We start from the raw sequence: 14,531 nt of genomic DNA on the forward strand, positions 1-14,531 counted from the left end.
CCTCGCGCGTTAACATTTATACCTCTTGCAGGCTACCAACTGATATTTCAGCCTGATATCACGTCAACCTTTCCGCTGCTAACCGCGCTCTCAGACAAGGTAAAGTCGGAAGGTCAGACAGGCAATTAGTAGCGGTTTAAAGGTTTGTCAGAACGGGCTGGGATGACAGGCGTTGATAGGGTCCAGGCTGATAGGATGCATAAAATGCAACTCGCTGGCATGCAACATCAGCCTTGGGGTCCGTTCGGTGCCGGGCAGCAACAGGCCGCCATACAGGTCACAGCCCAAAATCGGGTGGCCCAACTGCTGGCAGTGGATGCGCAGCTGGTGGGTGCGCCCGGTCTCCGGGATGAGCTGCACCCGCGTTACTGGCAGTGACGTGCCGTCTTCACTCTCACGATAAAAACGCTCAACGACCTGATAGCGCGAGCGAGCCGGCTTGCCGTTAACCGCGCAAATCGACATCAACGGGAACAGCGCCGGATCTTTCGCTATTGCGGCGTCGATAACCCCGTCATCTTCCGCCAGATGCCCGCACAGCAGGGCGCTATACACCTTGGTCACCGTGCGCTGGCTGAACTGATGACACAGAGCAGCATTGATCGCCTTATTGCGCGCAATCACCATCAGCCCGGAGGTGCCGAAATCCAGCCGGTGGATCAGCGTGCAGCCGGGGAACAGCTGCACCAGCCGGTGATGCACCGAATCGAGATTTTGCGGATTTTTGCCCGACAGGCTGAGCAGTCCGCTGGGCTTATTGATTAGCACCAGATGCGCGTCCTGATAAAGGATCTCAATCTGCTCAGGGCACGGCGGGGCAATAAAGGTATCGATAATCTGGGACATCAGGCGATCAGCAGCAAGAGTGGCAGCGGATGATAGCGAATTTTACGCCGACTGACGACTCTGGCGAAGGGCGCGTCAGATCACCGCCTCCTCGCAAGGCGGCAAATTATCGTCCAGGCTTAAAGAAATGGTCTGCGCAGGCATTGTGATTTACACTGCGCGCTGCAAAAATTGAGCAAATAAACGATTAAGTAGGCGGTAATGGCGATGAACGGAACGATCACAACCTGGTTTAAAGATAAAGGCTTTGGATTTATCAAAGATGAAAACGGTGATAACCGGTATTTTCATGAGGTTAAGGTCGCCAACCCTGATCTGATCAAGAAAGATGCGGCGGTGACTTTCGAACCGACCACCAACAGCAAAGGGCTGTCAGCCTATGCGGTCAAGGTCGCACCGGAAAGCAAATACATTTATATCGCGGGTGAGCGCATTAAGCTTACCTCGATCAAGTCTTACGTGGTGTTCAGCGAAGAAGTGCCAGCTGATACCCGCATCGATAAAGAAAATGCCGTGCTTTCCGTGGGCATTCTGATGAGCAGCATCAAGCCGAAGTCCGCGACCACCGCGGGCGAAATGCGCTCGGTGAAAAAACTGGCGATCACCACCTTCCAGGGAACGACCTTAATCTTCTCGGAAGATGAGATCGACGTGGATACCACGGTGAAAATGCTGAAGGTCTGATTTTCGCTCCCGCGCTGAACAGCGTCGTGCAAATACGCCGGTGTTCAGCAGGGAAACATCCCCATCATTGATGACCGATCAAGACAGTAAATTTGGACTCTTTATGAATAACGAAATAGCGCTTAAATATTATGACATCGCCGATGATTATGTGGCGGAATCTGCCAAGCCGGTGAGCGAGCCACAGCGTGACGCGCTGGCTCATTATTTCCAGCTGCTGCTGACCCGCCTGTCGGATAATCAGGAAATCAGCGAAGACACGCAGAAAGAGATGGCGCGTGAAGCGGGTATCGACGAGCTGCAGATTGATGGCATTGCGAACTACCTGAATGAATGGGGCAACGAGTAGCGTTTACCCTAAACATGTGAAGCGGATATAAGGTAACGCGCTTTATATCCGCTTCGGGTTGCGCCGAAAATTTACAGCAAAAAGCCCGCTTAAGTTTCCTTAAGCGGGCTTTTCTAATTTGGCTCTTCTGACTGGGATCGCCTTTGCCAGTAACTGGCTAATAAATAGGCTAAACTTGAGTTCTGTTTCTGTCAAGACCATCAGAATGTCCACCAATAAGTGAAGTTTACATCAAGGATGATTTGAGCTGCCCTTGCAGAATGTGTGATCAGGTGACGGCAATGGCAATAATTAAGATTCACATTTTTTTTGAAACTTTACATGTATCATACATTAGCAGGTGTATCCAACATTCACTCTATCAATTGGGTGGTACAGTGTGACGGGAAGGGGGCACCGATGATCATCAGTTACGGCCTGTTGTGACAAACAAAAACAGAGGTTGAACGAGGAAACCCATATACTAATGACATCAATAAGAGAATGGCGACGATGATTGTTTTTTTTAAAAGTATCAGAAGAAATAAATATGAAATAGTTGCTGTGCTGCTCATGATTTGCATTGGATTGTTTAACTTCGGATGGTTAAGTTTAAAAACGATTCCTGAAACTCCACCAGGATATTATGAAAATATCGTCAGTGAGCATGCACAATTACTTATTAATTTACGCAACGAGTATCAAAAGCAGCGTAATGAAATGAGGGCGGAATTCACATCTCGGAAGCATACATTCTCAGAGGCTGCACAAATTGCACTAAAAGTGAATATTTCGGAATCCCGTTATCTGGATTTTTGGTTAACAGAAAAGCCGATTGTCATCGGCATGTTAAAGCCATTTGAAGAGTCAAAATATGTGATCTGGTATGTAAACCTTCCTTCAGAAACTCGCAAATCGGTTAGAGAGACGACAGATAATTTGCACAGGATTTATCCTAAACTTGCTGAATGTCATGCAAATGCGACTAAAGATTATCAGGCATTGGTTTCGGGACTGTCTGTACCATCTGAGGGTAAGCTAGCTGATACGTTTGTTGCTCAGACTCGGGTGTTAATACGTAATCTTTCTCAATCTGAGCATTCTTCATCAGAGATATGTGACAATGCAATGGTGTTATATTTCTCTTCGGTAGAACAGCTATCGAGAACTTATAGTACACTTGCAGATGCTTATCAGAATTATTCAGATGAAAATGAAAAATATCGTAAGATGGCCAGTGCAATATTATCATTTTTGTTATTATTAGTTTGTTATCGTTGTCGGGAAAACTTGATTAAAAAAACGGCGCAATCAATGGGTGTGTAATTTACCCTGTTAGGACCACTAGAATGACTGAAACTAATAGATACAGGTTGTGCCCCATCGTTGTTAAGATTTCCGCTAAAAGGGAGGCGAAGTCAGAGCGAGAACGGAATAGGCTGAGGCTATTGTAAGTATCCCAGCTTTAGTTCCAGGCACTTTTTGAGATTTCCGGTTTCTCAGCCATCAGCCGGTATTCTTCCGGTGTCAGGTTATTCAGGGACTTATGAGGTCGCTCACTGTTGTACTCATTCAGCCAGCACTCCGTTATTTCTCGTACTTCATGCAGTGTTCTGAACAGGTAAAAATCGAGTATTTCTGTCCGGTATATTCGGTTAAACCGTACTATAAACGCGTTATGTGTTGGCTTAACCGGCTTGATAAATTCCAGCATCACACCATGGTCTTCAGCTCATTGCGCCAGCGCCAGTGATATTAGTTCCGGCCCATTATCCATCCGCATCTTCAGCGGATATCCACGGTTAGCTACTATTCTGTCCAGCACCCGGACGACACGCTGCGCGGGGATATTTAGGTCAATTTCTATCCCCAGAGCTTCACGGTTAAAATCATCGACAACATTGAAAGTCCGAAAACGTCGGCCACATATCAGCGCGCCGTGCATAAAATCAATCGACCAACTTTTGTTGAGTGCTTCCGTCGTTGCCAGCGGAACCGGATTGCGCACCGGCAGGCGTTGTTTACCCTTACGACGAAAATTCAGTTTGAGAAGACAGTAAATCCGGTGGACACATTTGTGGTTCCAGACGTGCCCCTGCCTGCGGAAGTACCTGAAAAAGGCTCTTAAAACCGTAGCGGGGAAAGCGCTCGGCGACCTCGGTCAGCCTCTGGATCACCGCTTCATCACGTCGCGTATCCGGTTGATAACGAAACACCGTCCTGCTTAGCGATAACGTCCTGCATGCCTTGCGTATGCTCATCGTAAATTGCGTGGTCAGATAGCTGACGAGTTCACGCTTTCTCGCTGGTTTTAAAGCTTTTTTTCTATGACGTCTTTCCGCGCCCGGCATTCCAGACTCAGATCGGCAAACATCTGCTTCAGACGACGATTTTCGTCTTCAAGATCTTTGATCTTTTTGATATCAGCGGCTTCCTTACCGCCATATTTCGCCTTCCAGTTGTAATAACTGGCTTCAGAAATAGCAGCCTCACGACACACATCTTTGACGGCTCGACCAGCTTCTACAGATTTCAGAACGACAATGATCTGGTGCTCGGTGAATCGGATCTTACGCAAAGCGATCTCCTCAGGTGACATAATCAGTATGTCGGAAGATCTCTAAAAATGAATGGGCCGTTTTGGTGGGATACTTACATTAACACTGCTCTTGGAGGTTATATGTAGGATTTCGTCTTATCACGCGTCTGGAATGAAGAGAATTGATTATGCTTTTCTGTAGCGTGGCTACCTCAGCACTTTTTCTGAATATTTCTATGCTCTAATTTCGCATGTTATCCAATCTGATTGCCAAAGATTGTTTGGAATAAAGCTGAATTTATAATATTTCTTATCGTTTTTAAGCTGTTCTAATGCTTTTGCTTTTGTATAAAACCCTATTTAATCAATGAGTTAATGTTATTAATTGTGGGATTTATTTCTTAATCCTAAAAATTATGGCGTCTATAGATTAGCTGCGCTTGATCCTTTAAGGTATAAAAAAACTAAGACTATTCTGAGGATGCCCCACTAGCGGTAGGTTTTGCATGTTGTTGCTTCTCATTTGTTGCCTTTTGTACTCATGCCCATTGATTGGACAGTGCAACTTGGCATTGCAATTTTTGACTTTTTTGTCATCGCAACTCATCGAACTGTCTCTTGTGCCTGCTTTAGAACTCAAAATTGTCAAACCATCTGAATGATATAGGGATTTTTTTCCTGGGAGACGTATTTTTATGAGCATTAGGGCGCAGGTGAGTATCGCGCGGAAACTGGGATTCACTTCTCACCAGAATGCAGTTCCGCTGTTACGTGAACTTGTCTTGCATAACGAATCAGATCAAAACTTTCAGGATTTAACGTTACATTTGCAGACAGCACCAGCAGTGCTCGAAGCGAAGCAATGGAATATTGATCGCCTGCTTCCAGGTACATCTCTTGATATTCGTGAGCGTGATATAAAGCTCAATGCCAAATGGCTGGCTGAACTGACTGAAAGTGTGATGTGTGAAGTCACACTAAGTTTGCGGCAGGGAGATGAAGAACTTTTCACTATCAATTATCCCCTCGAAGCGTTGGCTAAAAATGAGTGGGGGGGCAATGCAATGTTAGAATTGCTTCCTTCTTTCATTATGCCGAATGATCCTGCCGTAGACCGTCTCCTCAAAGCGACATCGGACGTTTTGCGCAGTGCCGGCAAAAACCATGCGTTGGATGGTTATGAAAGCCAGTCCAGAACTCGCGTATGGGAGATTGTTTCTGCGCTATGGACTGCAGTCTGTAACCTGAGTGTCAGTTATGCACTACCTCCCGCCAGCTTTGAACGTAACGGTCAGAAAATTCGTACTCCGGGCGTTATTCTGGAAGGCAAAGTCGCCACCTGCCTGGATACAACGTTATTATTTGCCTCCGCACTGGAACAAATTGGACTCAACTCTCTGGTATTCCTTAGCGAAGGACATGCCTTTGTTGGTTTCTGGCTTCAACCGCACGAGTTTGCGCAATTAGTCACTGAAGACGTATCTTCGGTTCGTAAGCGCATCGATTTGAAAGAAATGGTGGTGTTTGAAACGACACTGGTCACTAAAGCTCACCCACCTTCATTCACTCAGGCTTTTGAAGAAGCGTTAAAGCACCTTACGGAAGACGAGTTTCACGCAGCCATTGATACTCGCCGTGCGCGGATGCAAAAAATTCGCCCCCTGGCGCTTGGAATCACCCGCCTGGAAAGCCAGTCAGAATCAGAACTGGATGTTCGGCATGGTTTTGAAGATGCACCAGTACTCCCTTCATTTGAGCTTGATATCGAGATTGAAGGGGAAAAAGAAGCAACGGGTCGTCTGGTGCAGTGGCAGCGTAAACTGCTTGATTTGACGACCCGCAACCGTTTACTGCATCTGCCAGAGAGTGCCAAAGGTATCCGGCTGATATGTTCTAATCCCGCCTACCTCGAAGACAAACTGGCAGAAGGTAAACGAATTCGCATTGTCTCATTACCTGACCTTGAGATGGGCGGACGTGATGCTGAATTATATCGTCAGCAGACAAATGAAAATCTCCGTGAGGAATATGCCCAACAGGCTTTGGATCGTGGCGAAGTTGTTTCGCCGCTTGAAAAAGAACGTCTGGAATCAGCGTTGATTGATCTTTATCGTAAATCAAAAAGCGATCTGGATGAGGGCGGTGCCAACACCCTCTTTCTTGCAGTGGGTTTCCTTAAGTGGAAAAAATCAGCTGAAGACCCAAAGAGTTATTCCGCTCCTCTTATTCTTCTACCGATTCAACTTGACCGCAAAAGTGCACTTTCTGGCGTGACCATGCGCTTGCTGGAAGAGGAACCCCGTTTCAATCTCACCTTACTTGAGTTGCTGCACAATGACTTCGCATTAACGATCAACGGTCTTGATGGTGAGTTGCCCACAGATGAAAGTGGCATTGATGTGGATGGTATCTGGAATATGGTGCGCCGCGCTGTGCGCGATATGCCAGGTTTTGAGGTCACACGTGATGTCGTGATAGGCACCTTCTCATTTGCCAAGTATCTGATGTGGAAGGACCTGATCGACAGAGCACCACAACTGATGCAAAGCCCTCTGGTGAAATATCTTATTGAGCGTGGTCAGGAAAATGCTGTTCTCGAGAAAAGTGGAGAAATAGTTGAGGTCGACAAACTTGATGATGCTGTAGACACACGGGATCTGTTCCTGCCATTACCTGCAGACTCCTCGCAAATTGCCGCTGTAGTGGCTTCTGCCAAAGGCCGTGATTTTGTCCTAGATGGACCGCCTGGCACGGGTAAATCACAGACCATTGCCAACATGATCGCACACAATCTGGCGCTGGGAAGGCGTGTATTATTTGTTGCCGAAAAGAAAGCGGCACTTGATGTGGTTTATCGCAGGCTGGAAGCCCAGGGACTCGGCGAGTTTTGTCTGGAGTTACATTCCAGTAAAACGTCAAAAATGGATTTCCTCAAGCAACTTGAACGGGCATGGGATGCTCGCGATATGCTCACCACCAGTGAGTGGGAGGAGGAAGCTGGCAAGGTGCAACGCCTGCGTGACAAGTTGAATGAGGTTGTCCGTTTACTGCATTTGCGCTGGCCAAATGGCCTGACGCTCCATCAGGCGATGGGCCGCGTTATCAGAGATGCCAGTTCTTTAACGCCTGAATTCACATGGGCAGCTGGCACTTTGCATTCCTCTCTACAAATGACAGCGTTCCGTGAAGTTGCCAAACGTCTTGAACTTAATCGTAATGCTTTTAAACAACACGACTCTCATTTTGGAATCATTAACCAGACTGAATGGACGAATGGCTGGCAATCGTCGCTGGTTGCTGAAGCACAGGCAATTCCGGGAAAAATACAGCATCTGGAAAACGCCACAGGAGAATTGCTTAAAGCGACGGGAATTACTCTTAATTCAACCGAGCCAGATAAGCTGATTCAACTGACATCACTCTGCGAGCTAATGTCTAGTGTGGCCGGTATTGATCTGAGTTTTATGTTTGCCCCGGATGCTGCGGCTCGCATTGAAGCTGCAAAAGCGGCAATCAATCTTCTGAGCGAAATTGAATCATTTAAAGCACGACTGTCCATTGCTTATCCCGGAAACAGCTGGCTGAACCTCAATGTTCAGCAGTTTAAAACCTCACTTGAAGAGGCGGACAAAAAATTCTGGTTCTTCGCAACAAATGCCCGTAAGAAAGTCATTGGCGAGGTGGTTCGACAATTTTTACTGAGCGCGACTCCCGACCTGACTGTCGATCTTCCCATTATTGATAAGCTTCAGGCATTACATCACAAGCTGTCTGAGCTAACTCCACGCACGGCGACGATGCCGGCATGGAATGGCCTTGACACCAATCTTTCTGACTTACAGAACACTCTGGATTTAGCTGACACTCTTCGCAGTGCGTTGGGTGGTTTTGCCTCATCCCCTCAGCAGCTTGCAGAGATCCGCTCAGCGGTTAAAACATTGGTTATTAATGCCAATGACTTGCTCGGCTCGCAGGGTATTATTGCTGCTCTATCCCACAACCTGCGTGCTTCTGTATCGGGTTTCAATGAAGCTAAAGCAAGATTCTGCAATCTTATCAAAGTTCCAGAACGCGACATGTCGATACCCATTTTACGCGAATGCGCCATGGGTATCGTGCATCATCAATCGGCTTTAAAAGCCTGGAGTGACTGGCGCCGGGTACGTGAAGAAGCCATTGACCAGGGCTTATTGCCACTGATCAACGTCCTGGTGCAACTTGATTCAGGTGATATCAGCGCAGCTGAGTTGTTTGAAACAGCCTATTGCCGCTGGTTTGCGTCGTGGATGATTGACTCAGAGCCTTTGTTACATAATTTTGTACCAGCTGAACATTTTAGTGATATTGAGGCCTATCGCACCCAGACTGACCGTCTCGCCAGACTTACGGTTCGTTATATTCGTGCTCGATTGTGCGGTGTGATACCCGCAAAAAATGAGATCAGTAAGCAGGGTGGTTTTGCCTCGCTCAAACATGAGTTGCAGAAATCCCGGCGTCATAAGCCTGTCCGCCAGATGGCGGCTGAAATGGGTGATGCTATGTCTAAGCTTGCGCCATGCATGCTGATGAGCCCACTTTCAGTTGCACAATTCCTTCCTTCGGAACAGCCGCTGTTTGATCTGGTGATTTTCGATGAAGCATCACAAATATCCCCCTGGGATGCTATTGGTGTAATGGCGCGCGGTAAACAGGTTGTTATTGCTGGCGATCCACGACAGATGCCGCCCACCAGTTTCTTCAACCGCGCGGCAAATGAGACGGATGATACTGAAGAGGATATGGAAAGCATTCTTGATGAGTGCCTGGCTGCCGGCCTGTATAACCACAGTCTTAGCTGGCATTACCGTAGCCGCCATGAAAGCCTGATAACGTTCTCTAATCATCGGTACTACGACAGCAATCTGATCACTTTCCCTGCATCGGAAACAAAGCAAAGTGCTGTTAAGTGGTGCAAGGTTGCGGGGATCTATTCAAAAGGTAAGGGACGCCATAATCAGGCAGAAGCCGAAGCAATAGTTGCTGAAACCGTAAAACGCCTGAAGGATAAAACGTTTATAGCGTCCGGTAAATCCATTGGCATTATTACGCTGAATACGGAACAGCAAAAACTGATTAATGACCTGATGGATCGTGCCCGGCAACAACATCCCGAAATTGAGCCATTCTTCCAGTCGGAGTTGGAGGAACCTGTTGTGGTTAAAAATCTGGAAACTGTTCAGGGGGATGAGAGAGATTTGATCATACTTTGCATTGGGTATGGTCCGACAGAGCCTGGTGCGAATACTATGTCGATGAACTTCGGACCCTTGAACCGTGAAGGTGGTTGGCGACGTCTCAATGTTGCTGTCACCCGCGCGCGGCAGGAAATGATGGTATTCAGCTCTTTTGATCCCTCAATAATCGATCTCAATCGCACAAGTGCACGCGCGGTTGCTGACCTTAAACACTTTATCGAGTTCGCCCAGCGCGGACCGATGGCTCTGGCACAGGCGGTTCGTGGTTCAGTAGGCGGTTATGACTCTCCATTCGAAGAGGCCGTAGCAAATGGCTTAAGAAGGAGAGGGTGGCAAGTTATTCCGCAGATCGGAGTATCGCGTTTCCGTATTGATTTAGGGATCGTGCATCCAGACAAACCCGGCGACTATCTTGTGGGGGTGGAATGCGACGGTGCCACTTATCACAGCGCAGCCACTGCACGTGATCGTGATAAGGTTCGCAGCGCGATTCTGCAGGGGCTGGGCTGGAAACTTCTCCGCCTGTGGTCAACAGAATGGTGGGTGGATAAGGAAGGCGCACTAGAAAGGTTGGATATAGCGATTAATGCTCTGTTGGAAGAATCCAGAGCAGTTGAAGTCGCCATTGCTCAAACACAAGAAGAGGTAGAGATAGTTACTGCAGAAAACAGCAATGAAGAAGTAAACGAAGAACAAGATTTTAAGCTTGTGGCTAATGATGAAGAAATATCAGCGCCTGTTGAGAGCATTAAACCGGTTGCTCACTCACCAGTAGCAGAATATGAGTCAGAGGGTTTGTTGCAGGAACTGAAGTATGCGTCCTCAGCGGTATCTGAAGCCGCTCAACCTGCAACTGCGGGAAAATATGTCGTGAATGATTTGAAGGCATGGCAGGGCAAAACTGACCCAGAGAAGTTTTATGTCGTGGAGTACGATGAGACGCTAAAAGCTCTTATTGCAGAGGTGGTTAATGGTGAGTCACCTCTCTTGGATACTACACTGGTGCAGCGGGTATCACGTGCTCATGGTTTTAACCGTGCGGGAAGACTGATTCGTGAGCGTGTTATGGAGATAGTAGATGATCACTATTATGTCGCGACCGATCATTCTGGTGAAGATTTTGTCTGGCTGTCAGAAGCACAAAAAACTGATTGGAATTCATTCCGTTTGCCTGCAACGGACTATGATGTTCGTCAGGTTGATGCTATTCCAAGTGAAGAGTTGCGAGCATTGGCTCTGAGTTTTGAAGGAACAAATAAGATTTCGGAAATGGCTAGCTCACTGGGAATTAAACGACTAACCAGTCAGGCGAGACAAAGACTAGAGTTAGTACTCTAAATTAAATGGCCATTTAGGGTGTCAGAGCCTTTGATGGCCTTTATTAGATTGTATTGATTAGTATATGAGCTGGTTTTTTTGGATAGGGGACGATCTGATTGAGGGCAGTTCTGTGCCAGAAGCGGACGTTGCTTGTATCATGGTATGTTAGTTTACGTAAAGCAAGTCAAGAAAACACAATTGCACAACCATGATTCCATACTGGTTTTAACATCACGGATCGTGGCCGCAGTTTAAACCCTGGCGTGTATCAGTGGTGCTTTATCCTATCAATCCAGATCATAACCCAAGTGCACAGGCCAATTTAATATATGAATCCATATTGATATGCTCTTTCGAGAATATGTTGACTATTAAATAACGAATAGAAAACATAAGCATTAATATTATTTAAATTAAGTGTTATAACTACATGAAAAGGAAAGTATCATGACGCAAAAAAAAACTGATAACTTTGAAGACCTGCTTCTGGGGAAATTTCTAGATCCTATACATGGAGTCATTCGAATAACTAAGCTCGAAAAAAAAATAATTGACCATCCTTTATTTCAAAGGCTGAGGGATATTAGGCAGAATACGTTTTTATATAAAGTGTTTCCTTCTGCAATGCACTCTCGTTTTGAACACTCAGTTGGAGTTATGCATTTATCGTATGAAATATTGAAAAATTTAGATTTGAATGCATTGATCTTTAATCGTAAAAGTAAGGACGTTGATCTCTATTTGGAGATTAAAGAAATACCAGTAAGTCTTATTCAGGAACTGCGTATTGCAGCTTTGTTACATGATGTTGGACATGGTCCTCTAGCCCATCAATTCGATAGTTTTGCAATAGATATAAAAAAATTCAAAGAAAAATGCAAGACTGAAGACACTCAGGAATACGATAAGATTATATCACTAGCTGATAATGAAGACGGAAAATTAAGTCACGAACAAGTGTCATGTATTTTTATCAAGGAAATAATTTATGAATTGAAAAATAAAGCTGAAAGTGAATCTGATGGTGACGATGTTTATAAAGAGAATATAAAGAAAATCAACGCAGATAGTATTATAAAAATCGTTGAGAAAAAATATGACTTTACAGGTGAAATAAAAGGCAAGAATATATATCCTTTGTTGGGCTCAATCATATCATCTTCACCTATAGATGCAGATAGAATGGACTACTTACTGAGAGATAGCTACTTCTCAGGTGTTAAGTACGGGATTTATGATTATGGACGATTGCTAATGTCGTTTATCCCTGTTGAGGTTGAAAATAATATTTACTTGGCATATAAAGAAAGTGGTATGGATTCAATTCTAGAGTTTGCCAATGCAAGAAGCGGTCTTTATAGTCAAGTTTATTTTCATAAAACCAATCGCGCGTTATCTGCCATGCTTAACAAAGCGTGTTCTGGCTCAGGTGCTGTTAGTGTTATATCTTTAGAGACTGAAGATAAAATCATTGATTTGATCAAAAATTTTTATCTAAGCAATCCAGACAAGAAGTTTTTAGAGCATACGCTTAAAAGTAAATTAAATGAAGATTCAATAAAAATAATCGATGATATTGTTAGTAGAAATGTGTGGAAAAAAATATATGAAAAAAAACACACATTTTCCAATGTTAGACTTTCAAATAATACATTCAAGGAGTGCAAAAAGGAAATATCTGAAAAGATCAAAGTCATTCTCGGAAATGCTATAAGTGGAAATGAATGGGTCCTTGATTTTCAGATTGAAGATAACTTCAAAGATATTGAGGAAAGCCAAGCCAAAATAATTAAAAAAGAAATAAATGGAAAGTATAAAATAAATGAATTGCGTGATTGTAACGAAGTGCTTCAACCATATCACTATGTTAAATTCTTTATTCGTGTTTTTGTATCAAAGGCCACTAAAACTGAAATTCTCGGAATATGTGAAGGGCTGATTAAAGATATTGAAGAAATTGTTAAAGATAAAATAAATAATGTTGAAAGTGAAAAGTAAATAATAGAACCCTAGACTTCTTGTAACATATTCCCTAATGCTAAAGCCACATCATCGTTAGTTATCCCCAGTAGCTAACGGTGCTCATATTTAACGGTTGGTCCGCAGTGTTACTCTGACCTCGTTATTTCCACTTTACTCACCGTTAAATGCATTTTCAGGCTTATATTACGCGCTGCACAGGGATTCATTGATTCCATTTTCACCCTCATGGGGTACAGTTTCGCTGTCCGGATTATTCTTGCGTCAGTAAACGTGCTGACCTGTTCCTCGCTGATTCATACACTGCGAACCCCGTAACCGAGGGAGATGTCCGCTCCTCGCTGTGAGTTCAACGGGTCGATGCAACGCTATCCTTAATCAAAGGGGGGCGTTGCCATGAAACGAAGAACGCGAATTAACTACACGCCTGAACAGAAAGCGATTATCTGGGACAGGTATAAGCAGGGTGATTCCCTGCATGATATCGCCAGAATGTTCGACAGATATCATTCTTCTATCATGCCCACTATCCACCAGACTGGTGGATATCGTCCTCCTGTACGTAAGCGGCACCGGTTAGCGCTTTCGCTTGATGAAAGAGAGGATATATCCAGAGGACTGGTAGCAAAACGTAGCATCAGGGACATCGCAGACAAATTATCAAGAGCCCCCTCAACGATTAGCCGCGAGATCAAGAGGCACGGAGGTGCAAAACAATACCGTGCAGCAAAAGCGGATACTGCTGCGTGGGAAAGTGCTCTGAGACCAAAACCTTGCAAGCTAATTGAAAGCCCCACATTGTGTAAAATCATTGCAGAGAAGATGCATCAGGACTGGTCGCCGGAACAAATCGCCGGTTGTCTGAAACGCTGTTATCCGGATAATTAGGAAATGCATGTGTCACACGAAGCGATTTATAAAACGCTTTTTATACAAACCCGGGGAGCATTAAAAAAAGAACTGCAGCAATGCTTCAGAAGCGGAAGAGCAGTGCGTAGATCCAGAACGTCATCACTTAAAGGGAAAGGATTTGGGCCAATCCCGAATGCGATACCTATCAGCGAAAGGCCACCTGAAGCCGCAGAAAGAGCCATACCAGGTCAATGAGAAGGTGACCTGATCCAGGGCTCGAAAAACTCCTATATCGTCACCCTCGTTGAACGCCATTCCCGCTTTGTTATGATGGTCAAAATCAGGGACAACAAAACCATAATTGTTATATCTGCACTCATCAAACAAGGCCGGGAATTACCTGTTGAGCTTTATAAAACACTAACATGGGATCTAGGCGCTGAAATGACAAGCCTCACTCGGTTTACTGTAGCGACAGACATTCAGATTTATTTCTGTGATCCTCGATCTCCCTGGCAACGTGGCTCAAATGAAAATACGAACAGGCTGCTCAGACAATATTTTCCAAAAGGAACTGACTTATCGGTTCACAGCCAGCAAAGACTTAACAGTGTTGCCAGACAGCTAAATGAAAGGCCGGGAAAAACGCTAGACTATGAATCACCCGCAGAGCGGTTCAATCTGCGTGTTGCATCCATCGGTTGAACTCACAGCTCATAACGGACAGCGGACCTTGTCTGACACTAGT

General features: G+C 45.2%; 6 protein-coding genes and 3 pseudogenes. 7 read left to right on the forward strand and 2 right to left on the reverse strand.

Translation table 11 applies throughout. From position 1 onward, the window contains the following. Positions 1 to 147 precede the first annotated feature (147 nt). Positions 148 to 846: an RluA family pseudouridine synthase gene (locus tag ACXKZG_RS08850; RefSeq protein ID WP_488876047.1), complete on the reverse strand. Its 699-nt coding sequence runs from the start codon at positions 844 to 846 to the stop codon at positions 148 to 150. Between the two features lie 201 nt (positions 847 to 1,047). Here ACXKZG_RS08850 and ACXKZG_RS08855 point away from each other — a divergent pair, with 201 nt between their 5' ends. From ACXKZG_RS08855 to ACXKZG_RS08865, 3 genes are all read left to right on the forward strand, one after another. Next, on the forward strand, positions 1,048 to 1,530 hold the full coding sequence (locus ACXKZG_RS08855; protein ID WP_053142382.1) for a cold-shock protein: 483 nt from the start codon (positions 1,048 to 1,050) through the stop codon (positions 1,528 to 1,530). Between the two features lie 103 nt (positions 1,531 to 1,633). Next, complete coding sequence (locus tag ACXKZG_RS08860; protein WP_488876048.1) at positions 1,634 to 1,879, forward strand: DUF2543 family protein; 246 nt, start codon at positions 1,634 to 1,636, stop codon at positions 1,877 to 1,879. Positions 1,880 to 2,362: 483 nt separating this feature from the next. Beyond that, positions 2,363 to 3,184: a hypothetical protein gene (locus ACXKZG_RS08865; protein WP_488876049.1), complete on the forward strand. Its 822-nt coding sequence runs from the start codon at positions 2,363 to 2,365 to the stop codon at positions 3,182 to 3,184. Positions 3,185 to 3,323: 139 nt separating this feature from the next. Here the strand turns inward: ACXKZG_RS08865 and ACXKZG_RS08870 are convergent. Beyond that, positions 3,324 to 4,436: pseudogene (locus tag ACXKZG_RS08870) on the reverse strand (IS3 family transposase). Between the two features lie 656 nt (positions 4,437 to 5,092). Between ACXKZG_RS08870 and proA the strand changes: the two are divergent. From proA to ACXKZG_RS08890, 4 genes and pseudogenes are all read left to right on the forward strand, one after another. Next, complete coding sequence (proA, locus tag ACXKZG_RS08875; protein WP_488876050.1) at positions 5,093 to 10,969, forward strand: anti-phage protein ProA; 5,877 nt, start codon at positions 5,093 to 5,095, stop codon at positions 10,967 to 10,969. Between the two features lie 429 nt (positions 10,970 to 11,398). Further along, positions 11,399 to 12,949, forward strand: a complete 1,551-nt coding sequence (locus ACXKZG_RS08880) for an HD domain-containing protein (RefSeq protein ID WP_488876051.1) — start codon at positions 11,399 to 11,401, stop codon at positions 12,947 to 12,949. Positions 12,950 to 13,051: 102 nt separating this feature from the next. Beyond that, positions 13,052 to 13,209, forward strand: a pseudogene (locus ACXKZG_RS08885) (transposase); the annotation flags it as partial. 118 nt (positions 13,210 to 13,327) lie between these two features. Further along, positions 13,328 to 14,488, forward strand: a pseudogene (locus ACXKZG_RS08890) (IS30 family transposase). Positions 14,489 to 14,531: the final 43 nt, after the last annotated feature.

The organism is Erwinia sp. 2186, assembly GCF_057812255.1.